Source organism: Variovorax sp. ISS6 (assembly GCF_056523145.1).
In genome coordinates this window covers 3286726-3309026 of sequence record NZ_JAWRZC010000001.1, presented here as the reverse complement: position 1 = coordinate 3309026, position 22301 = coordinate 3286726, and the positions used below count along the sequence as shown (strand labels likewise).

The following is a 22301-nucleotide window of genomic DNA, read 5'->3' as shown; positions in this document are numbered from 1 at the left end:
GCGCGACAGGGCCGGGCGCGGCGCCTGCCTAGAATCGCCCTCGCCCCGGTGCGAGCCGGGGCAAGCGTTCTCAGGGCGGGGTGCAATTCCCCACCGGCGGTGATGGCGGTGTTCTTCGAAGGAAGGTACTGCATGAGCCCGCGAGCGCCCGTGGCTTGCAACGAGCCGCGGGGTCAGCAGACCCGGTGCGATCCCGGGGCCGACGGTCACAGTCCGGATGAAAGAGAGCGCGAAATGCGGGCCGGCCCGCGCGCTTCTGCCATGGAGCGTGCGGTCTGCTCCGTGGTTTCGTGCGCCCTGATTCAGGAAACCTGCTTTCGAAGAGGCACACCATGAGTCAGATCAACGACCTTCCCCTTTCCGCCATCGCCGCGACGGACGCACCGCGCGGCCAGCGCATCGCCTTCGTCGAGGCGCAGTGGCATTCCGACATCGTCCACCAGGCACGCGACGCCTTCCTCGAGGAGATGGAGCGCCTGGGCGTGCCGCGCGATCGCATCGACGTCTTCGACGTGCCCGGCGCCTTCGAGATCCCGCTGCATGCCAAGCGGCTCGCGCTGTCGGGCCGCTACGCGGGCATCGTGGCCTGCGCGCTGGTGGTGGACGGCGGCATCTACCGCCACGAGTTCGTGGCCAGCACGGTGGTCAGCACGCTGATGTCGCTGCAACTCGAGACCAATGTGCCGATCTTCTCGGCCGTGCTCACGCCGCATCACTTCCACGAGCACGTGGAGCACCGCAAGTACTTCCACCGCCACTTCGCGGTCAAGGGCACCGAGGTGGCCGAGGCCTGCGTCAAGACGCTGAAAGGTCTGCAAGAGGTCGAAACGCTGCTGGCGGCCTGAACGCGGGCGCGCTAGTCTGGGTGGATGGCTTCCCCGTCATCCCCCACCACCCCACCTTCCGCCGCGCCCGGTCGCTACACGCTCTACGGCGCGCCCGGCTCGGGCGCGACGCCCGTGCATGCGGCGCTCACGCTGATCGGCCTCGGCGACCAGGTCGACACGGTCGACATCGCGACCTGGGAAGGCGATGCCGAGCGCGATCGCATCGCCAGCCTCAACCCGATGCGCCAGGTGCCGGCGCTGGTGCTGCCCTCGGGCGAGCTGATGACCGAGAGCGCGGCGATCCTGCTCTGGCTCGGCGACCGCCATCCCGAGGCCGGCCTCTGTCCCGCACCCGGCGATGCGCTGCGCGCGCAGTACCTGCGCTGGATGGTCTACCTGCCGGCCGCCATCTATTCGATGTTCTGGGTGCGCGACGATCCCGCGCGGCTGGTGCCCGACAAGGCGGCGCAGCCCGCGATGCTCGAGCGCTCGGCCGAGCGCGTGGCCCATTGCTGGCGCCTGATGGACACGCAGATCGCCGCGCCCTCGCCCTACCTGCTCGGCGAGCGCATCGGCATGCTCGACCTCTACGTGACCGTGATGTCGCGCTGGACCCCATGGCGCGAGCGTTTCTACCGCGAGGCGCCGCGCATGGCCGAGGTGGTGAAGCGCGTCGACGCCGAGCCGCGGCTGGCCGCGTTCTGGGCCGAGCGCTTTCCGTTCACGTCGGGCTGGGAACGCGGCGAGTGACGCGCGTCGGGCCGCGGCTTCCGATAATCGCGTCATGACCCGCAAAGAAGCCACCACCGACTACCCGATGACGATCTACCACAAGCCCAACTGCAGCACCTCGCGCAACGTGCTGTCGTTGATCCGCGAAAGCGGCGTGGAGCCCGAGATCGTCGAGTACCTGAAGACGCCGCCGTCGAAGAAGAAGCTGCGCGAGCTCGCCGACGCGATGGGCCTGAAGGCGCGCGAGCTGCTGCGCACCAAGGAAGAACCGTACGCCGCGCTGAAGCTCGACGACCCGAAGTGGAGCGACGACCAGATCCTCGGCTTCATCGTCGAGCATCCGATCCTGCTGCAGCGCCCGATCGTGGTGTCGCCGCGCGGCACGCTGATGTGCCGGCCCTGGGAGCGGGTGCGCGAGATCCTGCCCGCCGCCTAAGGGCTGTCCGATTCGCGCAGTGTCCAGCCGTTGTCGCGGGACGCCAGCCGATGGGTCAGCGCGAGCGCGTCGAGAAAGCGCGCATCGTGCGAGGCCACGACGAGCACGCCCGGGAAGCCTTGCAGCGCCTGCTCGAGCGCGAGCACCGAGGCGATGTCGAGGTGGTTCGTGGGCTCGTCGAGCAGCAGCATCTCGGCCGGCTCGCCGCTCCACAGCGCGCAGGCCAGCGCGGCCTTGAGCCGTTCGCCGCCGCTCAGTTGCGCGAGCGGCCGCAGCACTTCGGCCGCACCGAGCCCCAGCAGCGCGAGCCGGGTACGCAGTTCGCCTTCGGGCAGGGGTGAATGCAGTGCATCCAACTGCTGCAGCAATGACCGGTCGGGCGGCATCGCGGCACCGCCATCCTGATCGAGCCATGCCGGGCGCAGCGGCGCTTCGCAGCGACCGGCGATCGGCGCCTGCTGTCCCGCGAGCATGCGCAGCAGGCTGGTCTTGCCGCAGCCATTGGGGCCGCCGAGGCCGATGCGCACGGGGCCATGCAGGCACAGGCCCAGCGGTTTCGCGCCGGCCGGCCGTGCGGGCACCGCGCCCTCGAGCCACAGCACGCGGCGCCCGGCGGGAACCACGGAGCCCGGCAATGCGAGAGCAATCGCCGACGGCGGTGCCACGCCGGCCGCTGCCTCGCGCACGGCGGCATCGAGCGCCGCGCGACTCTCGCGCTGCCGCTCGTGCTCGCGTCCCGCGTGGGCCTCGGCATTGCCCTTGAGGCGGCCCAGGTAGAGCCCGCCTAGATTGGCATCGCGCGCCCAGGCCGCGCCGCGCGCGGCACGGCGTTGCTGCGCGTCGTGCTGCCGGCGCAATTCGCGCAAGGCGGCGTCGCGCTCGTGGCGCGTGTGCGCGAGCCGGGCCTGCGCGGCGTCGGCCTCGCGCTCGCGCCAGGCGCTGTAGGCCTGCCAGCCGCCGGTGCAGCCGCGCAGGCCGCCGGCCGGCGCGATCTCGACGATGCGGTCCATGCCCTCGAGCAGTTCGCGGTCGTGGCTCGCGACCACCACCACGCCGCGCCAGGCCGCGAGCCGCTCGCGCAGCCAGCGCCGTGCATCGGCATCGAGATGGTTGCTGGGCTCGTCGAGCAGCAGCGCATCGGCTCCCGAGAGGAAGGCGCCGGCCAGCGCGACGCGGGTGCGCTCGCCGCCGCTCAGGCTGTCGACGCGCCGGCCGATGGCGCAGGGCAGGCCCGCGTCGGCGAGCGCGGCCGCGAAGCGCGCGGGCAGGTCCCAGCAGCCTTCGGCGTCATCGAAATCGGCGGGCGTGGCATGACCGGCCTCGATGCGCGCGAGCGCGGCGAAGGGACGCGCGAGGCCCGCGACCGCGGCCAGGTCCGCATGCGGCGCGGCGCCGGCGTTCTGCGCCACGTGCACGCGGCGCGAGGGCCGCACGATCGCGCCTGCCGTGGGTTCGCGCCGGCCCGCGAGCAGGTCGAGCAGCATCGACTTGCCGGCGCCATTGCGCCCGACCAGTCCGATGCGCCCGGGCTGGAAGGTCGCGCAGAGATCGTCGAACAACAGATGCCCGCCCGGCAGCGCGAGGCTGGCGTGGCGCAGCTCGAAGCCGGCGGTGGAAGAAAGAGAAAAGGAAGCGTCCGGCCCTGAACCCGGGCGCGGTGCGTGCGTGCGATGAGCCATGCCGGCCCTCCGATGAATCGTTGGCAAGGCGATGCACGGTGGTCATGCATCGCGGCGATCAAGGAAGGCTCAAAGGCGCATTTCGGGGGGACGCTCCGGAAAAAACGAAAGGGCCGCGAAAGGCCCCGGGCCGGTTTGGAGGCGGGCCTCGCGCGAAGGTTCCGCGACTTTTCTCTTCTTCAGCGACGCAGCAGCACCGGCAGCGCCGAGGCCAGCATCGCCACGCCCGAGGCCGTCAGCAGGCCCAGCACGATCTTGCGGAAGGTGGCCTCGCTGATGCCGATGTACAGCCGCGCGCCGAGCCGCACCGGCACGAACACGGCCACCGCGACCAGGCCCAGCAGCGGGATGGTCGATATGGCGACGCCGCCGCGCGCCACGTGCAGCGAGAAGGCCACCACCAGCATCGTGAGGTTGAAGTTCTGGATCACCGCGCGCTGGGTGTCGCGCTCGAAGCCGCGCAGGGTGCACCACAGCGTGGGCACCACGCCCGAGAAGCCGCCGATGCCGGCCATCGCGCCGCCGATGGCACCGGCCACGCCGTCGGCCACCCGGCCGCCGAAGCGCACGCGCGGCAGCCGCTGCGACATCAGCATCGCGGGGCACCACAGCACCAGCACCGCGCCGAGGCAGACCTTGAACAGCTCGACGTCCAGGTGCGGCAGCAGCCAGACGCCGAAGGGAATGCCCGCGAGGCCGCCGGCGACGAAGGGCCAGAGCAGTTGGCGGTCGAAGCGGCGGCGCACGCTGAAGGCGGTGATCAGCTGCCCGGTCATGCCGCCGAACAGCGCGAGGATGGCCGCGAGCTGCGGGTCGAGCGTCCAGGCCCAGACCGACATCGACACCATGCTGAACGCAAAGCCGGACAGGCCCTGCACGAATCCCGCCAGCACCGCGCCGACGATCACATAGAGATACAGGGCCTGCATGGCGGCCGATGATATCGGCGGCCGCGCGGCGCTGCAGGGATCAGGCCGAGGCCGGCACCAGTGCCGTGCGGCGCACGCGCGTCACGTTGAAGGCGCTCGCGATCAGCACGCCCTGCACGAGCGCCAGGCCCACGATCACGGCCACGTACTGGCCATGGTCCATGAGGCGGCCGAAGATCAGCGGCGCCACGGCCTGCCCGATGTCGAGGCCGGCGTAGACCACGCCGTAGACGCGGCCGGTGGCATTGGGCGGCGTCGAGCGCTTGACCAGCAGGTCGCGCGAGGGACCGGCCACGCCCGAGACGAAGCCCATGGCGCCGAACAGCACCGGCACCACCAGCGGCGGGAAGTCGGCGAAGGCCAGCACCAGCGCCAGCGCGGCGGCGATGCCGAAGCCCAGGCCCACGATGCGCTCGCAGCGCGAGGGATCGGAGGCCAGGAAGCCGCCCGCCACCATGCCGGCCGAGCTCGCCACCATGTAGACCGTGAGGCACACCGCCACGATACCGACCGGCACCGCGTGCAGGTGGCCGGCCGCGACCGGCGCGAAGGTCTGGACCACGCTGATCACGGCCGCATAGAAGAAGAAGAAACCGAAGCACATCCACACCGCCGGGATGCGCAGGAAGTCGAACTGCCCGCCCACCGCGGCCTCGCCCTGGCCGGTGGCCTTGTGCACCGCCTTCACGTCGAGGTCGAGCACGCGGCGGTAGGCCCACAGCACCAGCAGCACCACGATCGCGAGCGCGCCGGCCGAGGCCAGCGCCACGCGCCACGAGGTGGCGATGGCGATCGGCACCACGAAGGCCGGCGCCAGCGCCCAGCCCAGGCTGCCGGTGATGCCGTGCACGCTGTAGGCATGGCCCAGGCGCGTGGGCGCGACCTTGCGGTTGAACAGCGTGTAGTCGACCGGGTGGAACACGCCGTTGCCGATGCCGCCGACCACGGCGCACAGCAGCAGCATCCAGTAGCTCTGCGCCGCCGCGTAGCCGAAGGCCGCCAGCCCCAGCGCGCCCAGGCCCACGAACAGCACCGGCCGCGGGCCCAGCTTGTCGACGATGAAGCCCGAGGCCGCCTGCACGATGCACGAGACCACGAAGAACACCGTCAGCACCGCGCCCAGCTCGGTGTAGCTCACGCCGAAAGCGTCCTTGAGCCACGGAAACAGCGGCGCCAGGATCAGCTGGCTGAAGTGGCTGATCGCATGCGCCAGCCCGACCAGGCCGATCAGTTGGGCGTCGCTGCGCAGGGTGGTCGGGGAGGTGGCGTTGGGAGGGGTCGAGGCGGAGGAAGACATGGATTGCTACAAAAAACCGGGGCAAGCCCCGATGCTATGTCCGGGCTCGGCGGCAGAATGGCGATACCGCGACAACATTTGTCGAAACTATGCCAAGCGAGCTCCCCACTCCCGCGGACGGCGTTCCGCGCCCCGACAAGCCGCGCGCGGCCCCGGTGCCCGCGCCGGTCACCAGCGTGGCCTCGCTCACGCCGCACCTGTACGCGCCCGACGCGGTGCGGCCGCTGCGCGCCAAGGAGCACTTCCTGAGCGCCGACACCTTCGTCGAGCTGCACCAGCATCCGTGGCCGCAGCTGACCTTCTCCACCCGCGGCGTGATCCGCCTCAACACCCAGGACGGCAGCTACATCGTGCCGCCCTCGCGCGCGGTCTGGGTGCCGGCCGACATGCCGCACAGCATCATGCTGATCGAGGACGCGGAGCTGCGCACCATCTACCTGCATGCCTGGCTGGGCCCGGCGTGGGAGAAATGCGAGGTGCTCGAGATCAGCCCGCTGCTGCGCGCGCTGATGCTGGCGCTGGACACCACGCCCGACGGCCTGCCGCCCACCGACGCGCATGCGCCGCAGCGCGAACGCATGATCGCGCCGCTCCTGGTCGACGAACTCGAGCGCGCCACGCAGATCCGCATCGACGTGCCGCTGCCCGCCGACAAGCGGCTGCGCCAGCTCTGCGAGGCGCTGCTGCGCAACCCGGCCGACCGCGCCACCCTGGCCGAGCGCGCCGCCAGCATCGGCGCGAGCGAGCGCACGGTGGCGCGCATGTTCCGCGACCAGCTCGGCATGAGCTGGCAGCAGTGGCGCCAGCAGGCGGTGATGGCGCATGCGTTGCCGCTGCTGGCGCGCGGCATGGCCGTGAGCCAGGTGGCGGCCGCCAGCGGCTACGCCACCGACAGCGCCTTCTGCGCCATGTTCAAGGCCGCCACCGGGCGCTCGCCGACCTCGTTCCAGCACCGCAAGCGCGGTCCCTCGTCCGCCCACGCCTGAGGTGCTTTTCGGGGGCGGTCACGGGGCTCTGGCAAGATCGGCCGCCACCCCGCCATGAACCGACCGCTCCCCCTGCCCCTGCCCGCCGCGCCGGCCACGCCCACCTGGGGCGCCGAGATCGGGCGCCGCGTGCGCTGCCTGTTCCTGCTGAAGGCGGTCGGCACCACGGTCTTCACCTGGCTGTTCTTCATCGGCTACTTCCACCTGCTGCGCAACCCGGCCTTCCCGGTCACGGTGATGCCGCTGACCGCGCTCGACGCACTGATCCCGTTCCAGCCGCACTTCCTGGGCGCCTACCTGTCGCTGTGGCTCTACGTGGGCGTGGCGCCCGGGCTGCAGCCGAACTTCCGCGAGCTGCTGGTCTACGGCTTCTGGGTCGGCGGGCTGTGCCTCACGGGGCTGGGCCTGTTCTACCTGTGGCCGACGCAGATACCTCCTCTGGCCATCGACGTTTCGGGCTATGCGGGCTTCGAGATGCTGCAAGGCGTGGACGCCGCCGGCAATGCCTGCCCCTCGATGCACGTGGCGGTGGCGATCTTCACCGCGGTGCGGCTCGAGCACGTGCTGCGCGAAGCCCGCACGCCGCTGTGGCCGCGGCTCTTGAACTGGCTCTGGTTCGCGGCCATCGCGTGGTCGACGCTGGCGGTCAAGCAGCACGTGGCGCTCGACGCGCTGGCCGGCGCGTTGCTCGGACTGGCCTTCGCGCTGCCCTCGCTGCGCTGGCGTCCGGGTTATCGAGCACGCTGACTCCCCCTTACGGCCGGCATGTCCCTGCGGTGGGAGCGGATATCATTGGCGCTCACCGACCCTAGACATACGCCGAGCGAGGAAGGGATCGATTGCAATCGATCAGCGGCTGGCAAGAGAGACCACAGGCATCGCACGATGAGTTCGCTGAAGGAATTGCAGGACCTGATCCAAGAGAAGTACGGCATCGAACCGTCGACCCTCGACCCCCATGCCTCCATGCGGGAGAAAGGCGGCCTCGATTCGCTGGCGCTGGCCGAATTCCTGTTCGCCATCGAAGACCACTTCGGCATCACCATGCCCGACGAGGACGCCAACATCGACACGCTGGCCGAACTGGCCGTGCTGGTCGACAAGGTCCGCGCCGCCAAGCCAGCGTGAACACGCCTTCGGAGGTCGCCGTCACCGGGCTGGGCGTCGTCGCCCCGCACGGCGACCATCCCGACACCCTGTTCGAGGCCCTGCTGCAGGGCCGCTCGGCCATCGCGCCGGTGTTCCCCGAACTCCCCAAGCCGGCCGCCGCCGCCACCGTCGCCTTCGACGAGAGCCGCTGGTTCACCAAGCTGCAGCTCGCGGGCGTCGACCGCGTGAGCCAGCTCGCGGTGGCTGCCGCCGACCTCGCGATGCGCGATGCCGGCATTCCCGCCCTCGCCGACAGCGGCCTCGACGCCGAGCGCGTGGGCGTGTACGGCGGCTGCGGCATGGGCGGCGCGGCCGCGCTCGAGGCCGCCTACCGCGGCAACGGTCGCGTGTCGCCGCTGACCATTCCGGCCTTCATGCCCAATGCGCCGGCGGCCCACGTGTCGATGCGCCAGGGCGTGCAGGGCCCGGTGCTCACCTACTCGGTGGCCTGCGCCTCGTCGTCGGTGGCGATCGCCGAGGCCGCCAAGGCGATCCAGCGCGGCGAGGTCGATCTCGCCATCGCGGGCGGCAGCGAAGCGCTGATCGTGCCCGGCGTGGTGCTGGCCTGGCAGGCCATGATGACGCTGGCCGGCTTCCAGAGCGGCGAGGCGGCGCAGGCGGTCAGGCCCTTCGCGGCCGACCGCAGCGGCTTCGCGCTAGGCGAGGGCGCGGCCTTCGTGGTGCTCGAGTCGGCCGAGCGCGCGCGCCGGCGCGGCGCGCGCATCCATGCGCTGGTCGCCGGCTGGGGCCTGAGCAGCGACGCCACCCATCTCACCAAGCCCGACGCGCCCGGCCAGGCGCGCGCATTGCGCTCGGCCCTGCGCCAGGCGGATCTGGCGCCGCGCGACGTGGGCTACTGCAACGCGCACGGCACCGCCACCCGCATCGGCGACGTGGTGGAACGCAATGCGCTGGCCGCGGTCTGGGGCGACGATCTCGACGGCCTGCGCACCAGCTCGACCAAAGCGCTGCACGGCCACCTGCTCGGCGGCGCCGGCGCGCTCGAGGCGGTCATCACCATCCTCGCGCTGCGCGAACGCCGGCTGCCGCCCAACGTGAACGGCGGCCAAATCGATCCCGACTGCGCGCTGAACCTGGTGGCGCCCGGCGACGCCGAGGCGCCCGCGCTCGAGGCGGCGATCAGCAATTCCTTCGCCTTCGGCGGCACCAACTCCGTGCTGCTGTTCCGCCGCGCCTGAGGCCCGGCCCGCTCAGGCAGTGGGCAGCTCGCAGATCCATTCGACGAAGGCCGTCACCAGCGGATCGGCCGCCCGGTTCGGCGGCACGAACACGCTGTAGCCGCGGCGCGACGGCGCCTCGTGCTCGCAGGCCAGCGCCAGTTCGCCCGAACGCAGCGCGCGCTCCACGAAATAGCGCGGCACCAGGCCCACGCCGAGGTCGGCGCGCACCGCCTCGAGCAGCATGGAGAACAGGTCGAAGCGATGGCCGGCGACGAGGTTGTCGGGCGCCTGTGTCGCGGCCGGCGCCTGCGCGAACCACTCCTCCCAGGCGCCGAGCCGGGTGCGCAGGTGCAGCAGCCGCGCCTCGCGGAAATCGCCGCGCGCCATCCGGGCCCGGCCGGCCGCGCCGGGCGCGCAGACCGCCACGCAGGCCTCGGGCATCAGCGGCCGCGCCTCGGCGCCCGGCCACACGGCGTCGTCGTACTGCACGCCGACGTCGAAGGGCATGTCCTCCATGTAGAGCAGCGTCGGGAACACCTGCAGGTGCAGGCTGCAGCCCGGCTGGCGCGCGGTGAAGCCCGGCAGCCGCGGCAGCAGCCAGCCCTCGGCCAGCACCGGCACCGCGCCCACGATCAGCCGCAGGCCATCGGTGCGCCGGGCCATGGCCTCGAGCGTGTGGTCCTGCAGCCGCAGCAGGTCGCCCGCGATCTGGCCGTGGTAGCGGCGGCCGGCCTCGGTCAGCGTGGTGCCGCGCGCCGAACGCTGCACCAGCCGCACGCCGATCTGGGTCTCGAGCAGCCGCAGCTGCTGGCTCACGGCGCTGTGCGTGAGGCACAGCTCCTCGGCGGCGCGGCTCACGCCGTGGTGGCGCGCGACCGCGTCGAAGACCAGCAGCGCGCGCGTGCTCGGGATGTGGCGTTTCATCGTCATCGTTAGAAAAACTGACAGCAACGAAGATTAAACCCGAGCGCGATGCTCATCCCCCGATAAGAATCGCCGGCGGCCCGTCGTGACGAGTCCATGACACGACGGTTTTTCTTTCGACCCAGACTTCCACCGCCCGGACCTTCCGCATGCCCCGCTCGTCGTTTCGCCTCGCTCCCATCGCCCTCGCCCTGCTCTGCGCCGCCGGCGCGGCCCTCGCCCAGGGCGGCGCCATCGCCAACCCGCCGCAGGTGCGGCCCGAGGTCGACAAGGCCTACGCGCAGCTGATGGCAGCGCCCGCGGTCCAGAAGCTGCTCGAGGCGGTGAAGGCCGACCACGAGCGCTCGGTCGAGGACCTGAAGCTGCTGACCGAGATCGAGGCGCCGCCGTTCAAGGAACAGAAGCGCGCCGAGGCCTTCCTCGCGCGCATGAAGGCGCTGGGCCTGACGGATGCGCGCATCGACGCCGAGGGCAACGTGGTCGGCCTGCGCAAGGGCACGGGCCACGGTCCGAAGCTGCTGATCTCGGCCCACCTCGACACCGTGTTCCCGGCCGGCACCGACGTGAAGGTCAAGGAGCGCGACGGCAAGCTCTACGCCCCGGGCATCTCCGACGACACGCGCGGCCTGTCGGTGCTGCTGTCCTGGCTCAAGGTGCTCAACGACAACAAGGTGCAGACGCAGGGCGACCTGCTGTTCGTCGGCAATGTCGGCGAGGAGGAACTCGGCAACCTGCGCGGCATGAAGGCGATCTTCCGCGACCACCTCGACATCGACGGCATGGTCGGCCTCGAGCCGGCGGCCGACGGCACGGTGCTGATCCTCGGCACCGGCAGCCACCGCTTCGAGGTCAGCTTCAAGGGCCCGGGCGGCCACAGCTACGGCGCCTTTGGCCAGGTGCCGAGCGCGATCCACGGCATGGGCCGCGCCATCGCCAAGATCGCCGAGGTACGCACGCCGAGCTTCCCCAAGACCACCTTCACGGTCGGCACGGTCGGCGGCGGCACCTCGGTCAACACCATCGCGCCCGATGCCCGCATGGCGATCGACATCCGCTCGGACGACATGGGCTCGCTGCTCGAGACCGAGAAGAAGATCCTCGCCACGCTCGACGAAGCGGTGGCCGAGGAGAACAAGCGCTGGAACGTGAACACGCTGAGCGTGAGCACCAAACTGATCGGCGACCGGCCGGGTGGCCGCACGCCGCCCGATTCGGTGATCGTCGAGGCCGCCACGCGCGCCAACGCGGCTTTCGGCCACAAGACGCTCTTGACCGGCGCCAGCACCGACGCCAACGTGCCGATGGCGCTGGGCATCCCGGCGATCATCATCGGCGGCGGCGGCAAGACCGGCGGCTTCCACGCGCTCAGCGAATGGATCGACGTGACCGACGGCTGGAAGGGCGCGCAGAACTCGCTCGTGACGGTGCTCGGGCTGGTCGGCGTCGCCGGCGTGAGCGAGCCGCTGCTGCCCAAGCGCCCGGCGCGCACGCGCTGAGCCGGTCCGAGGCGACCTCCTCGCGCCACCGGGGCGGCGTATGCTGTGCCCGCATATCCATTCGCACCAAGGAGGTCGCCATGAAGTTCCGTTCCACCCTGATCGCGCTCGCCCTGCTCGCGGCCGGCGCCTCGGCCAACGCCGAATCGAAGCTGCTCGACCAGCTCAAGAACCAGATGGGCGGCGGCGCGGCGAGCAGCGCCGGCAACAGCAGCGGCGGCGCCGGCGGTCTGGCCGAGAACCTCGGCTTCGCCATGCCCGCGATCGGCAACAACACCATGGGCAACGCCGCCGGCGTGCTGCAGTACTGCATCAAGAACAACTACCTGGGCGGCGGCGACGCGGCCTCGGTCAAGGACAAGCTGATGGCCAAGATCACCGGCCAGAAGCAGCAGCAGAGCGGCTTCGCGAGCGGCGCCAAGGGCCTGCTCAAGGGCGGCGACGGCCAGACGCTCAACTTCAAGCTGCTGAGCTCGAAGGTCAAGGAAAAGGGCTGCGACTACGTTCTGAAGAACGCCACCAGGCTGCTGTGAGGGCGAGCCGGGCGCCGCGCCCGGGGTAAACCGCGCTGCCCGCGGCGTGGCGGCGCACTAACATCGGGCGGTCGCGGCATTTCCCCTCCCTTCGTTCCCCTGCCGCGTCCGCCCACGCCCCGCGTGCGCGACAGACCGCCTTCCATGACGCCGCCACCCGCTCCTTCCGCTTCCTCTCCCTCCCTGCGCCAGCGCCTGGCGCGCTGGATTCCCTGCCTGGGCTGGCCGCGCCCCTCCGCCGCGCTGCTGCGCGGCGAGGCGCTGGCCGGCATCACGGTCGCGCTGATGGTCATCCCGCAAGGCGTGGCCTATGCCGCGCTCGCGGGCATGCCGCTGGTCACCGGCGTCTACGCGGCGCTGTTCCCGGCGCTGATCGCCGTGATGTTCAGTTCCTCGCAGCGGCTGTCGGTCGGGCCGACCGCACTCACCAGCCTGCTCGTGGGCGCCTCGCTCGCGCCGCTGGCGGTGGCCGGCAGCCCCGAATGGGTGGCGATGGCGGTGTGGCTCACGCTGATGTCGGGCGCGATCCAGATCGTGCTGGGCGCGGGCGGCTTCGGCTGGATGCTGCGGCTGGTGAACTCGCCGGTGCTGATCGGCTTCACGCAGGGCGCGGCGGTGCTGATCGCGATCTCTCAGCTGCCGGCGCTGCTGGGCTTCACCGGCCGCACCATCCCGCAGGTGCTCAGCGGCGACGGCCCCCTGCCCGACCTCACGGCCATCGCCTTCGGCCTCGGCGGCATCGCCGTGCTGTGGCTGGGCAAGCGCTTCGTGCCGCGCTTTCCCACCACCATGGCGCTGGTGGGCGGCGCGGCCGCGCTGAGCTGGGGCATCAGCTATGCGCTGCGCGGCGGCGCGGTGGTCGGCAGCCTGCCCTCGGGCCTGCCCGATTTCTACTGGCCCGGCCTGCTGCCGGCCCACACCTTCGGCGCGCTGGTGCTGCCGGCGCTGATGATCACGCTGGTGAGCTTCCTCGAGACCGCCTCCAGCGCCAAGGTCGACAACGCGCGCGCCGGCACGCTGTGGAACGAGAACCAGGACCTGATCGGCCAGGGCCTGGCCAAGCTGGCCTCGGGCTTCACGGGCGCCTTTCCCACCAGCTCCTCGTTCTCGCGCTCGGCGATCACGCTCTATGCCGGCGCGCAGACCGGCTGGGCCACGCTGTTCAGCGTGGTGGTGGTGGCCGGCGCGCTGCTGTGGCTGATGCCGCTGCTCTACCACGTGCCGCAGGCGGTGCTGGCCTCGGTGGTGGTGACGGCCATCCTCGGGCTGGTCAAGCCCTCGAGCTTCAAGGCGCTGTGGCGCATCTCGCGGCTCGAGGCCGGCATCGCCATCGGCACCTTCGTGCTCACCATCGCGACCGCGCCCAGCATCTACTGGGGCGTGCTCGGCGGCCTGCTCGCGAGCCTCGCGAACTACATGTACCGCCACCTGCATCCGCGCATCATCGAGGTCGGCCTGCATCCCGACGGCAGCCTGCGCGACCGCCACCTGTGGAAGCTGCCGCCGCTCGCGCCGCACCTGCATGCGCTGCGCATGGACGCCGAGCTCGACTTCGCCTCGGCCTCCACGCTCGAGCGCGCGCTCACGGTGGCGCTGGCCGACCGGCCCGACCTCACCGACGTCTGCCTGTTCGCCCAGCCGATCAACCGCATCGACATCACGGGCGCCGAGGTGTTCGGCTCGATCCGCCGCATGCTCGAGTCGCGCGGCGTGCGGCTGCACCTGAGCGGCCTCAAGCTGCCCGCGATGCAGGTGCTGGAGCGCGCCGGCCTGCTGGCGCCCGGGCCGATGCTGTTCAGCTACCGCACCGACGGCGAGGCGCTGGCCGCGCTGGTGCCGCGCATCGAGGTGCCGCTGCCGGCCGAGGCCGAGGTCCAGGCCGCGCACTGAGCGAGCGCCCATGAAGACCACGATCGAGGAACTGCTGGCCTTCCGCACCGTGGTCGACACCGGCTCGATCACGGCCGCGGCCGAGCAGCTCTCGCAGACGGTCTCGGGCGTGAGCCGCGCGCTGAGCCGGCTCGAGCAGAAGCTCGACACCACGCTGCTGCGCCGCACCACGCGGCGTCTCGAGCTGACCGAGGAAGGCGCGGCCTTCCTGCAGCGCACCCGCGGCATCCTCGACGCCATCGACGAGGCCGAGGAGCAGATGGCCTCGCGCCGCGGGCAGCCCGCGGGCCGGCTGCGCGTGAATGCCGCCTCGCCCTACATGCTGCATGCGGTGGTGCCGCTGGTGGCCGAGTTCCGCCGCCGCTTTCCGCAGATCGAGCTCGAGCTCGACACCGACGACCTGCCGATCGACCTGCTCGAGCGCCGCACCGACATCGCGATCCGCATCGGCCCGCTGCGCGACTCCACGCTGCATGCGCGGCCGCTGGGCACGCACCGGCTGCGCGTGCTCGCGAGCCCGGCCTACCTCGAGGCCCAGGGCCGGCCGCGCAAGGTGGAGGAGCTCGCCGCGCACACGCTGCTGGGCTTCACCCAGCCCGAATCCCTCAACCGCTGGCCGCTGCGCGGCCCGCACGGCGACGAATGGCAGATCGCGCCCAGCCTCGCGGCCTCGAGCGGCGAGACCCTGCGCCAGCTCGCGCTGGCCGGCGTGGGCATGGTGTGCCTGTCGGACTTCATGACCGCGGCCGACCGCGCGAGCGGCGCGCTGGTGCAGGTGCTGGCGAAGGACACGGTCGACGTGCGCCAGCCGGTCAACGCGGTCTACTACCGCAACACGCAGCTGTCGGCGCGCATCACCTCGTTCCTGGATTTCCTGGCCGAGCGGCTCGCGGACTGAGCCGCGTCGCGCAGGCTACTGTGCCTTGGCGACGAAGGGCTCGACCGCCGCCGAGCGGATCTCGTAGCCGCTCACGCCCATGTCGGCCGAGGCATAGCGCGCCGCGCGCAGGGTGCCGCGCACATGCACCGTGTCCATCGCATGCAGGCCCTTCATCGTCTCGTGGGCGATCACGCGCACGATCTGGTTGGCCGGCGGCGGCGGCGTGTGGATGCAGGCGCCGAAGTACGGCACCAGCAGGAACTCGCGGATGCCGTCGGGCGAGGCGTCCAGCGGCACCACGAAGCCGGTCAGGCGGCCGTCGACACCGTCGAGCGCCACGTTCACCGGCGCGTTGTCCCAGACCGCGCGCATCTCGTCGAGCATCTGGATCGCGCGCGGGTCGTTGTCGCGCAGCGATTCGAGGCTGATGTTGCGGTAGCGCTGGGTCGGGTCCCAGCTCTTGGGGATCAGTTCCTCCCACTTGAGCTCGGGCGCCACGCCGGCCGCCGCGGTGGCCGGGGCCGCTCGCTCGGGTCCGCAGCCGGCCAGCAGGCCCGCGGCCAGGGCCAGCGCGAGGGCGGCGGCACGCGCCGGAGCGAAAGGCTTCGTCGGAAAACTCATCGACAGGATTGTGCAAGCGCCGCGTGACCGCAGGTTTAAGCGGGACTTAAGCGGCTTTCCCGCCCCTTTCAGTCCCCCCGGACCGGCCCGCGCAGGCTCTTGACCTGCGAGCGCTGGCTCTTGCCCTCGAGCCGGCGCTGCTTCGAACCGTAGGTGGGCTTGGTGGCGCGCCGCACGCGCGGCACCGTCGCCACGCTGTCGACCAGCGCCTGCAGGCGCGCGATGGCATCGGCGCGGTTCATCTCCTGGCTGCGGTGCTGCTGGGCCTTGAGCACCAGCACGCCCTCCTGCGTGATGCGGCTGTCGCGCAGCGCGAGCAGCCGTTCCTTCAGGTCCTCGGGCAGCGAGCTCGCGCGGATGTCGTAGCGCAGGTGGACCGCGCTCGAGACCTTGTTGACGTTCTGCCCGCCCGCGCCCTGGGCTCGGATCGCGCTGAAATCGATCTCGGATTCGTCGACGAGGATGGGGGGATGGCGCTGCACGGGCTGCATTGTGCGCGGTGCGGCGAAGCGCGAAGCCGGGGAGATCGGTCTGGAAGGAGGCATGTCGCGTCGGGCAGACCACCCCGCCCGACGCGCTGCACACACCCGGAGTCCTCTCCTCGAATCGCTCGCTCCTCCTCTCCAGGCAGGCAGAAGATTAGCGGCGGCCCGGCGTCGGGTCCTCCTCCTTGTGGAGGATGCCGCCACACACCGGCTTCTGTTCCTCGCCCCGCGATCAGACGCGCTCGAACACCGCGGCGATGCCCTGGCCGCCGCCGATGCACATCGTGACCAGCGCATAGCGGCCCTGCACGCGGTGCAGCTCGGCGATCGCCTTCACCGCGATGATCGCGCCCGTGGCGCCCACCGGATGGCCCAGCGAAATGCCCGAGCCGTTGGGATTGACCTTGGCCGGGTCGAAGCCCAGCTCCTGGATCACCGCGCAGGCCTGGGCCGCGAAGGCCTCGTTCGACTCGATCACGTCGAAGTCGCTCACCTTGAGGCCGGTGCGCTCGAGCACCTTGCGCGTGGCCGGCACCGGGCCGATGCCCATGTAGGCCGGCTCCACGCCCGCGTGCGCATAGCCCACGAGCCGCGCCAGCGGCTTCAGGCCCTCGGCCTTCGCGCGCGCGCCCTCGGCCAGCACCAGCGCGGCGGCGCCGTCGTTGATGCCCGAGGCGTTGCCGGCCGTGACCAGGCCGTCCTTCCTGAAGGCCGGCTTCATCTTGGCGAGCGTCTCCACCGTGGTGTCGGCGCGCACGTGCTCGTCTGTGTCGAACAGCACCACGCCCTTGCGCGTCTTGACCTCGACCGGAACGATCTGCTCCTTGAAGCGGCCCGCGGCGATGGCGGCCGCGGCGCGCTGCTGGCTGGCCACGGCCAGCGCGTCCTGCTGTTCGCGCGTGATGCCGTAGCGCGCGGCCACGTTCTCGGCCGTGATGCCCATGTGGATCTTCTCCCACGGGTCGTGGAGGATGCCGAGCATGTAGTCGACCAGCTGCACGTCGCCCATGCGCGCGCCGTAGCGCGCGGCGGTGTCGAAGTACGGGCCGCGGCTCATCGACTCGGAGCCGCCGCCGATCGCGATGTCGCAGTCGCCGAGCGCGATCGCCTGCGCCGCCGAGACGATGGCCTGCAGGCCCGAGCCGCAGAGGCGATTGACGTTGAAGGCCGGCGTCTCGATCGGGCAGCCGGCATCGATGGCGGCGACGCGGCTCAAGTAGGCGTCCTTGGTGTCGGTGGGGATCACGTTGCCCATCACCACGTGGCCGATGGCCGCGGGCGCGACGCCGCTGCGCTCGATCGCGGCCTTGACCGCGGTGGTGGCCAGCTGGGTGTTGGGCACGTCCTTCAGCGAACCGCCGAAGGTGCCGATGGCCGTGCGGGCGCTGCCGACGACGAAGATCTCGCGAGAGGTCATGAACTGCTCCTGGATGAAATGAACAAGAAAGGGGGAAAAGGGATCAGCGGCCTTCGAAGCGCGCCGGCTTCTTGGCGAAGAAGGCGTCGACGCCGCTGCGGAAATCCTGGCTCGCGGCGCAGACCTGGAAGGCCGCCGACTCGGCCTCGAGCTGCGCCGGCAACTCGCGCTCGAAGCTGCCGCGCATCAGCCGCCGCAACTGGCCCAGCGCCACGGTCGGCCCATGGGCCAGGCGCTGCGCCAGCGCCATCGCCTCGCCGGCCAGCGTATCGGCCGGCAGCACGCGGTTGATGAGGCCGATGCGCTCGGCCTCGGCCGCGTCGAGCATGTCGCCGAGCATCGCGATCTCGAGCGCGCGGCGCAGCCCGACCCAGCGCGGCAGCGCCCACGAGGCGCCGACGTCGCAGCTCGCGCCGATGTTGACGTAGGCCAGGTTGAAGCGCGTGCCCTCGGCCGCGAGCACGAAGTCGGCCTGCAGCATCAGGCTCAGGCCCGCGCCGGCCGCCACGCCGTGCACCTGCGCGACCACTGGCGCGTCGATGGTGGCGAGCACTTCCAGCGCCTCGTGCAGCGGGCCGATCAGCGCGGCCGCGCCGCCCTGCGGATCGGCGCTCAGCAGCGCGAGGTCGCCGCCGGCCATGAAGCCCTTGCCGGCGCCGCTCATGAGCACCGCGCGCACCGAGCGGTCGGCCGCGATGGCGCGCACCGCCGCGAGGAAGGCCTGCGCCATCGGCACGTCGATGGCGTTGAGCGCCGCCGGGCGGTTGAAGCGCAGCGTGGCGACAGCGCCTTCGCGGCCGAACTCGAGCGGGGTGTCGGGGGTGGTTGTGTCGTTCATCGTTGTCTGCTCCATGGCATGGGAAGTTCAGGCGGCGGTCGCGCGCGGCTTGCGCCGCGCCGGTGCGACGGGCACCGGCTGCAGCACCCCGTTGAGCAGCAGCGCGATCGCCTGGTCGGCGATCTGCTCGGGCGTGAGGTCGCCGTCGCGCCGGTACCAGCGGCCGATCCAGCTCAGCGCGCCGGCCAGCATGAAGGCCGCCATCTTCGGGTCGCAGGGCGCGATCGAGCCCTCGGCGATGCCCTCGTCGATCAGGCGGCGGAACTCGTGGTCGATGCCGGCCTTGAGGCGGCGCAGCTCCTTCTTCAGCGGCTCGGGCAGCGGGTCCTCGCCGATGCGGATCACGCACTTGCCGAACTCCTCGCAGACGATGGCCGAGTAGCTGCGCATGCAGGCCATGAGCTGGTCGAGCGCGCGGCCGCCATTGCGGCGCACTTCGTCGATGCCCTCCTGCATCATGCCCAGCGCGGCGCGCACGCACTCGAGCAGGATGTCGTCCTTGCTCTTCACGTAGTAGTAGAGCGTGGGCTTGGTCACGTGCAGCCGCTCGGCGATGTCGTCGAGCGAGGTGGCGTGGAAGCCGCGCTCGTTGAACAGCTGCGCCGCCGTCTGCAGCACGGCCTGGCGCTTGAGTTCGCGCTGCATCGCGCGCTGGGCCGAGGGCACCCAGGGCGATTCGTCGGCGGCCTCGGCGGTCTCGGTGGAAGGGGCCTTGGCGGCGGAGGCACGGCGCTTGGTGAGGGTCATGGGGCGATCCGGGTTTGCGCGCAGGGGTAAGTCCTGATGCCGCGGCGAAGTCGCGTCTGGAAGATCGCGGACGTTACCGAGGAGTAGAAATTCTACGGGCAAGTAGCCCGCGATGCGGATGCCGGAGGAACCCTGAGGCGGCGGCGCATCGCTCACCTGCTCTTTCTCTTCTCGTTCAGAAGCCCGGACACAGGACACGACTCGACGCCATGCACGCCGACACCGAGCGCCCGCGCGCCACCTCGCCCGCCGACGGAAGCGCCGCCGCGCCCGTGCTGCGCGTGGAGGCGCTCACCTTGGCCTTCGGCGGCGTGAAGGCGCTCAGCGGCGTGGGCTTCGACGTACAGCCCGGCTCGATCACCGCGGTGATCGGCCCCAACGGCGCGGGCAAGACCTCGCTGTTCAACACGGTCTCGGGTTTCTACCGGCCGACGGCCGGCCGCGTGGTCTTCGAGGGCGCGGACATCACGCGGCTGCCGGCGCCCAGGCGCGCCGCGCTCGGGCTGGCGCGCAGCTTCCAGAACATCGCGCTGTTCCGCGGCATGACGGTGCTCGACAACATCAAGCTCGGCCGCCACGTGCACCTGAAGGCCAACGTGTTCGACGCGCTGTTCTACCTGGGCCGCGCGCGCCGCGAGGAGGCCGAGCTGCGCCGCGACATCGAGGAGCGGATCATCGACTTCCTCGAGATCGACTACATCCGCCATGCCAGCGTGGCCGCCCTGCCCTACGGCCTGCAGAAGCGCGTGGAGATGGCGCGCGCGCTCGCGATGCGCCCCAAGGTGCTGATGCTCGACGAGCCGGTGGCCGGCATGAACCGCGAGGAGACCGAGGACATGGCGCGCTTCATCCTCGACGTGCGGCGCGAATGGGGCATCACGGTGCTGATGGTGGAGCACGACATGGGGATGGTGATGGACCTGTCGGACCACGTGGTGGTGCTCAACTTCGGCCAGGTGATCGCGCAGGGCACGCCGGCGCAGGTGCAGGCCGATCCCGAGGTGGTGCGCGCCTACCTGGGCGCGGGCGACGTGGGCGAGCTGCGGCGCAGGCTGCGCGGCCAGGCGGCGGCCACTGCATCGAACGCAACGGCGGTGGCGTGATGGATTGGGCCTACCTGTTCGAGATCGCGCTGACCGGCCTGGCCGGCGGCGGGCTCTATGCGCTGGCTGCGCTGGCCTTCGTGCTGGTCTACAAGGCCACGCGGGTGGTCAACATCGCGATCGGCGAGATGCTGATGATCAGCGCCTACCTGTTCTTCGCCTTCGCCGCGAGCTTCTCGCTGCCGATCTGGCTCGCGGTGCTGGGCTCGGTGCTGGGCACGGGCCTGCTGGGCGCGGTGATCGAGCGCACGATGATCCGCCCGCTGCTGGGCGAACCGCCGATCTCGGCCTTCATGGTGACGGTGGGCCTGGCCTCGGTGCTGGTGGGCCTGGTCGAGATCGTCTGGACCGCCGACCAGCGCCGGTTGCCCGAGTTCATGCCGAGCGCGCCGGTGATGGTGGGCGAAGCCTTCCTCGCCCCCAAGGTGGCCTACGGCGCGCTCGCGGCGCTGGTGCTGATCGTGCTGGTGCTGCTGCTGTTCCGCTTCTGGCGCGGCGGCGTGGCCCTGCGTGCCACGGCGTCGGACCAGGGCGCGGCCTACATGATGGGCATCAACGTGCCGCGCGTGTTCTCGCTGGCCTGGGTGGCCTCGGCCATGATCGCGGCGGTCGCGGGGATCGTGGTCGGCGCGATCGGCGGCATCTCCTCGTCGATGGGGATCTTCGGCCTCTCGGTGCTGGTGGTGGTGATCGTGGGCGGCCTGGACAGCGTGCTCGGCGCGCTGGTGGGCGGTCTCTTCATCGGCCTGGTAGAGGCGCTGGCCGGGTCCTACCTCGGCGGCGAATACAAGCTGCTCGCGACCTTCGTGGTGCTGGTGATCGTGCTGATGATCCGGCCTTACGGGTTGTTCGGTACGCATGAGATCGAGAGGCTCTGAATGAGGGTCTCTTCTTTCACGCGATCGCTTTGTCCGGGGTGGGCTCACGCCGGTCGAACCGGCCGCACCACCGCTGCGCTTCTCGTGCACAGGATGCCGGGTGCTTCCCGCAGCGAAATCAAGGAGGAGCCCGAAGGGCGGGGGACATTCGCGGAGGGAAGTACCCGGCGTCCTGTGCACGCGCCCCGACGCATCCTCGCGCCTCATCAAAAGGTGACCCGATGCGCATAGGCACCCTCAAGCAAAGCTACATCGCCGACGCCGCGCTGTTCGACTCCCGCACCCAGAAGACCTGGTTGTGGGTCGGCACCGCCCTGCTCGTGCTGTTCCCCTTCATGGCCAGCGACTACTGGCTCTACCTCGCCTGCCTCGTCGCCATCAACGTCGCGAGCGCCACCGGCCTCAACATCCTCACCGGCTACACCGGCCTCGTGAGCATGGGCCAGGCCGCGTTCATGGGCCTCGGTGCCTACACCGTCGCCATCCTGCAGATCCGCTTCGGCACGCCCTTCCTGTTCAACCTCTTCGCGGGCGGCGTCGTGGCCATGGTGGGCGGTCTCGTCGTGGGCATTCCCTCGCTGCGGGTCAAGGGCTTGTACCTCGCCATCGCCACCATCGCGGCCTCGTTCATCACCCACTTCCTGTTCGCCAACCTCAAGCTCACCGGGGGTACCACCGGCCTGTCGCTGCCGCCCGCGCAGCTCTTCGGCATCGCGCTCGACACCTCGTTCCGTTTGTACTGGCTGATCCTGCCGATCACCGTGCTGATGCTGCTGGGCGCCGCCAACCTGTTCCGCACCCGCGTGGGCCGCGCCTTCATCGCCATCCGCGATCGCGACATCTCGGCCGAAGTCTTGGGCATTCCGCTGCTGCGCTACAAGCTGCTCTCGTTCGGCCTCTCGTCGTTCTATGCCGGCGTGGCCGGCGGTCTCTGGGCCTACTTCTTCCGCGTCGTCACGCCCGAGAGCTTTCCGCTCTTGATGTCCATCTTCTTCCTCGCCGCCATCATCGTCGGCGGCATGGGCTCGATCCTCGGCGGCATCCTCGGCGCCGTCTTCATGACCATGGTGCCCGAGCTGCTCAAGCTGGTGTTCGACCTGCTGCCGGGCGGCCACGAGATGACCGTCTTCCTGTCGCCGGTGCGCACGGTCGTCTTCGGCCTGCTGATCGTCGGCTTCCTGGTGTTCGAGCCGCACGGGCTCGCCGAAGTGTGGCGGCGCATCCGCCGTTTCTTTCATCTGTGGCCTTTCAAGAACTGACAAGGAGACGAAGC

The 22301-nt window shown here is 70.9% G+C and carries 23 protein-coding genes and 1 riboswitch; of the genes, 14 read left to right on the top strand and 9 right to left on the bottom strand.

The features are described from left to right. Positions 1 to 62 precede the first annotated feature (62 nt). Positions 63 to 233: riboswitch (FMN riboswitch) on the top strand. 99 nt (positions 234 to 332) lie between these two features. The 3 genes from AC1HIL_RS15095 to arsC are packed head-to-tail and all read left to right on the top strand — an operon-like array spanning position 333 to position 1995. Further along, on the top strand, positions 333 to 845 hold the full coding sequence (locus AC1HIL_RS15095) for a 6,7-dimethyl-8-ribityllumazine synthase (RefSeq protein ID WP_057596132.1): 513 nt from the start codon (positions 333 to 335) through the stop codon (positions 843 to 845). A 24-nt stretch (positions 846 to 869) separates the two neighbouring features. Further along, positions 870 to 1577 carry a glutathione S-transferase family protein gene (locus AC1HIL_RS15090; protein WP_479672111.1) on the top strand — a complete coding sequence of 236 codons (708 nt, stop codon included), beginning with the start codon at positions 870 to 872 and terminating at the stop codon, positions 1575 to 1577. A 34-nt stretch (positions 1578 to 1611) separates the two neighbouring features. Then, complete coding sequence (arsC, locus tag AC1HIL_RS15085) at positions 1612 to 1995, top strand: arsenate reductase (glutaredoxin) (protein WP_057596135.1); 384 nt, start codon at positions 1612 to 1614, stop codon at positions 1993 to 1995. On the opposite strand, the gene AC1HIL_RS15080 is transcribed toward arsC, so the two are convergent. From AC1HIL_RS15080 to AC1HIL_RS15070, 3 genes are all read right to left on the bottom strand, one after another. Continuing rightward, positions 1992 to 3674 carry an ABC-F family ATP-binding cassette domain-containing protein gene (locus AC1HIL_RS15080; protein WP_479672110.1) on the bottom strand — a complete coding sequence of 561 codons (1683 nt, stop codon included), beginning with the start codon at positions 3672 to 3674 and terminating at the stop codon, positions 1992 to 1994. The two genes, arsC and AC1HIL_RS15080, sit on opposite strands and share 4 nt — an antisense overlap. A gap of 179 nt (positions 3675 to 3853) precedes the next feature. Further along, positions 3854 to 4603, bottom strand: a complete 750-nt coding sequence (locus AC1HIL_RS15075) for a sulfite exporter TauE/SafE family protein (RefSeq protein ID WP_057596137.1) — start codon at positions 4601 to 4603, stop codon at positions 3854 to 3856. Between the two features lie 40 nt (positions 4604 to 4643). Continuing rightward, entirely contained in the window at positions 4644 to 5900 is a 1257-nt protein-coding gene (locus AC1HIL_RS15070; RefSeq protein WP_261215800.1) for an MFS transporter, read from the bottom strand. Positions 5901 to 5989: 89 nt separating this feature from the next. Between AC1HIL_RS15070 and AC1HIL_RS15065 the strand changes: the two genes are divergently transcribed. The 4 genes from AC1HIL_RS15065 (at position 5990) to AC1HIL_RS15050 (ending at position 9234) form a co-directional block, all read left to right on the top strand. After that, a complete protein-coding gene (locus tag AC1HIL_RS15065) occupies positions 5990 to 6886 on the top strand; it encodes an AraC family transcriptional regulator (RefSeq protein WP_057596140.1) in 897 nt (298 codons plus the stop codon). A gap of 54 nt (positions 6887 to 6940) precedes the next feature. Then, positions 6941 to 7633 (top strand): phosphatase PAP2 family protein, encoded by a 693-nt coding sequence (locus AC1HIL_RS15060; protein WP_057598302.1) that lies wholly within the window; start codon positions 6941 to 6943, stop codon positions 7631 to 7633. Positions 7634 to 7771: 138 nt separating this feature from the next. Continuing rightward, on the top strand, positions 7772 to 8014 hold the full coding sequence (locus AC1HIL_RS15055) for an acyl carrier protein (protein ID WP_057597863.1): 243 nt from the start codon (positions 7772 to 7774) through the stop codon (positions 8012 to 8014). After that, positions 8011 to 9234, top strand: coding sequence for a beta-ketoacyl-[acyl-carrier-protein] synthase family protein (locus AC1HIL_RS15050; RefSeq protein WP_413763932.1), 1224 nt, complete (start codon positions 8011 to 8013; stop codon positions 9232 to 9234). Before AC1HIL_RS15055 ends, AC1HIL_RS15050 begins: the two co-directional genes overlap by 4 nt. A 12-nt stretch (positions 9235 to 9246) precedes the next feature. Here the strand turns inward: AC1HIL_RS15050 and AC1HIL_RS15045 are convergent, their stop codons facing one another. After that, positions 9247 to 10140, bottom strand: a complete 894-nt coding sequence (locus AC1HIL_RS15045) for a LysR substrate-binding domain-containing protein (protein WP_479672109.1) — start codon at positions 10138 to 10140, stop codon at positions 9247 to 9249. A 149-nt stretch (positions 10141 to 10289) separates the two neighbouring features. Here AC1HIL_RS15045 and AC1HIL_RS15040 point away from each other — a divergent pair, with 149 nt between their 5' ends. The 4 genes from AC1HIL_RS15040 to AC1HIL_RS15025 all read left to right on the top strand — a co-directional run bounded on the left by AC1HIL_RS15040 (position 10290) and on the right by AC1HIL_RS15025 (position 14957). Beyond that, positions 10290 to 11636: a M20/M25/M40 family metallo-hydrolase gene (locus AC1HIL_RS15040; RefSeq protein ID WP_479672108.1), complete on the top strand. Its 1347-nt coding sequence runs from the start codon at positions 10290 to 10292 to the stop codon at positions 11634 to 11636. An 80-nt stretch (positions 11637 to 11716) separates the two neighbouring features. Next, on the top strand, positions 11717 to 12169 hold the full coding sequence (locus AC1HIL_RS15035; protein WP_261213543.1) for a DUF2501 domain-containing protein: 453 nt from the start codon (positions 11717 to 11719) through the stop codon (positions 12167 to 12169). 144 nt (positions 12170 to 12313) lie between these two features. After that, complete coding sequence (locus AC1HIL_RS15030) at positions 12314 to 14059, top strand: SulP family inorganic anion transporter (protein WP_057595837.1); 1746 nt, start codon at positions 12314 to 12316, stop codon at positions 14057 to 14059. A gap of 10 nt (positions 14060 to 14069) precedes the next feature. Then, complete coding sequence (locus AC1HIL_RS15025; protein ID WP_479672107.1) at positions 14070 to 14957, top strand: LysR substrate-binding domain-containing protein; 888 nt, start codon at positions 14070 to 14072, stop codon at positions 14955 to 14957. Between the two features lie 15 nt (positions 14958 to 14972). On the opposite strand, the gene AC1HIL_RS15020 is transcribed toward AC1HIL_RS15025, so the two are convergent. The 5 genes from AC1HIL_RS15020 to AC1HIL_RS15000 all read right to left on the bottom strand — a co-directional run bounded on the left by AC1HIL_RS15020 (position 14973) and on the right by AC1HIL_RS15000 (position 19047). Then, the gene (locus AC1HIL_RS15020) at positions 14973 to 15560 is read right to left on the bottom strand and encodes a DUF3299 domain-containing protein (protein WP_479672106.1); all 588 of its coding nucleotides are present in this window, start codon (positions 15558 to 15560) and stop codon (positions 14973 to 14975) included. 68 nt (positions 15561 to 15628) lie between these two features. After that, positions 15629 to 16042, bottom strand: a complete 414-nt coding sequence (gene arfB, locus AC1HIL_RS15015; protein ID WP_296740446.1) for an alternative ribosome rescue aminoacyl-tRNA hydrolase ArfB — start codon at positions 16040 to 16042, stop codon at positions 15629 to 15631. Between the two features lie 235 nt (positions 16043 to 16277). Beyond that, on the bottom strand, positions 16278 to 17462 hold the full coding sequence (locus tag AC1HIL_RS15010; RefSeq protein WP_057595841.1) for an acetyl-CoA C-acyltransferase family protein: 1185 nt from the start codon (positions 17460 to 17462) through the stop codon (positions 16278 to 16280). 43 nt (positions 17463 to 17505) lie between these two features. Then, positions 17506 to 18300 carry an enoyl-CoA hydratase/isomerase family protein gene (locus AC1HIL_RS15005; protein WP_479672105.1) on the bottom strand — a complete coding sequence of 265 codons (795 nt, stop codon included), beginning with the start codon at positions 18298 to 18300 and terminating at the stop codon, positions 17506 to 17508. A 27-nt stretch (positions 18301 to 18327) separates the two neighbouring features. Continuing rightward, complete coding sequence (locus AC1HIL_RS15000; RefSeq protein WP_479672104.1) at positions 18328 to 19047, bottom strand: TetR/AcrR family transcriptional regulator; 720 nt, start codon at positions 19045 to 19047, stop codon at positions 18328 to 18330. 209 nt (positions 19048 to 19256) lie between these two features. Here AC1HIL_RS15000 and AC1HIL_RS14995 point away from each other — a divergent pair, with 209 nt between their 5' ends. The 3 genes from AC1HIL_RS14995 to AC1HIL_RS14985 all read left to right on the top strand — a co-directional run bounded on the left by AC1HIL_RS14995 (position 19257) and on the right by AC1HIL_RS14985 (position 22287). Further along, entirely contained in the window at positions 19257 to 20150 is an 894-nt protein-coding gene (locus AC1HIL_RS14995; protein WP_479672103.1) for an ABC transporter ATP-binding protein, read from the top strand. Continuing rightward, the gene (locus tag AC1HIL_RS14990) at positions 20150 to 21028 is read left to right on the top strand and encodes a branched-chain amino acid ABC transporter permease (protein ID WP_479672102.1); all 879 of its coding nucleotides are present in this window, start codon (positions 20150 to 20152) and stop codon (positions 21026 to 21028) included. The genes AC1HIL_RS14995 and AC1HIL_RS14990 overlap by 1 nt, the downstream gene beginning before the upstream one ends. A gap of 221 nt (positions 21029 to 21249) precedes the next feature. Then, positions 21250 to 22287, top strand: a complete 1038-nt coding sequence (locus AC1HIL_RS14985) for a branched-chain amino acid ABC transporter permease (RefSeq protein ID WP_479672101.1) — start codon at positions 21250 to 21252, stop codon at positions 22285 to 22287. Positions 22288 to 22301: the final 14 nt, after the last annotated feature.

Bases quoted from the DNA above. Each gene is read 5' to 3' on its own strand.
- AC1HIL_RS15070 (WP_261215800.1), bottom strand. From the start codon at position 5,900: ATGTCTTCCTCCGCCTCGACCCCTCCCAACGCCACCTCCCCGACCACC.
- AC1HIL_RS15010 (WP_057595841.1), bottom strand. From the start codon at position 17,462: ATGACCTCTCGCGAGATCTTCGTCGTCGGCAGCGCCCGCACGGCCATC.
- AC1HIL_RS15020 (WP_479672106.1), bottom strand. From the start codon at position 15,560: ATGAGTTTTCCGACGAAGCCTTTCGCTCCGGCGCGTGCCGCCGCCCTC.
- AC1HIL_RS15080 (WP_479672110.1), bottom strand. From the start codon at position 3,674: ATGGCTCATCGCACGCACGCACCGCGCCCGGGTTCAGGGCCGGACGCT.
- AC1HIL_RS15040 (WP_479672108.1), top strand. From the start codon at position 10,290: ATGCCCCGCTCGTCGTTTCGCCTCGCTCCCATCGCCCTCGCCCTGCTC.
- AC1HIL_RS15095 (WP_057596132.1), top strand. From the start codon at position 333: ATGAGTCAGATCAACGACCTTCCCCTTTCCGCCATCGCCGCGACGGAC.
- AC1HIL_RS15055 (WP_057597863.1), top strand. From the start codon at position 7,772: ATGAGTTCGCTGAAGGAATTGCAGGACCTGATCCAAGAGAAGTACGGC.
- AC1HIL_RS15005 (WP_479672105.1), bottom strand. From the start codon at position 18,300: ATGAACGACACAACCACCCCCGACACCCCGCTCGAGTTCGGCCGCGAA.
- AC1HIL_RS15075 (WP_057596137.1), bottom strand. From the start codon at position 4,603: ATGCAGGCCCTGTATCTCTATGTGATCGTCGGCGCGGTGCTGGCGGGA.
- AC1HIL_RS15035 (WP_261213543.1), top strand. From the start codon at position 11,717: ATGAAGTTCCGTTCCACCCTGATCGCGCTCGCCCTGCTCGCGGCCGGC.
- AC1HIL_RS15045 (WP_479672109.1), bottom strand. From the start codon at position 10,140: ATGAAACGCCACATCCCGAGCACGCGCGCGCTGCTGGTCTTCGACGCG.
- arsC (WP_057596135.1), top strand. From the start codon at position 1,612: ATGACCCGCAAAGAAGCCACCACCGACTACCCGATGACGATCTACCAC.
- AC1HIL_RS15090 (WP_479672111.1), top strand. From the start codon at position 870: ATGGCTTCCCCGTCATCCCCCACCACCCCACCTTCCGCCGCGCCCGGT.
- AC1HIL_RS15060 (WP_057598302.1), top strand. From the start codon at position 6,941: ATGAACCGACCGCTCCCCCTGCCCCTGCCCGCCGCGCCGGCCACGCCC.
- AC1HIL_RS15065 (WP_057596140.1), top strand. From the start codon at position 5,990: ATGCCAAGCGAGCTCCCCACTCCCGCGGACGGCGTTCCGCGCCCCGAC.
- AC1HIL_RS15025 (WP_479672107.1), top strand. From the start codon at position 14,070: ATGAAGACCACGATCGAGGAACTGCTGGCCTTCCGCACCGTGGTCGAC.
- AC1HIL_RS14985 (WP_479672101.1), top strand. From the start codon at position 21,250: ATGCGCATAGGCACCCTCAAGCAAAGCTACATCGCCGACGCCGCGCTG.
- AC1HIL_RS14995 (WP_479672103.1), top strand. From the start codon at position 19,257: ATGCACGCCGACACCGAGCGCCCGCGCGCCACCTCGCCCGCCGACGGA.
- AC1HIL_RS15000 (WP_479672104.1), bottom strand. From the start codon at position 19,047: ATGACCCTCACCAAGCGCCGTGCCTCCGCCGCCAAGGCCCCTTCCACC.
- AC1HIL_RS15030 (WP_057595837.1), top strand. From the start codon at position 12,314: ATGACGCCGCCACCCGCTCCTTCCGCTTCCTCTCCCTCCCTGCGCCAG.
- AC1HIL_RS14990 (WP_479672102.1), top strand. From the start codon at position 20,150: ATGGATTGGGCCTACCTGTTCGAGATCGCGCTGACCGGCCTGGCCGGC.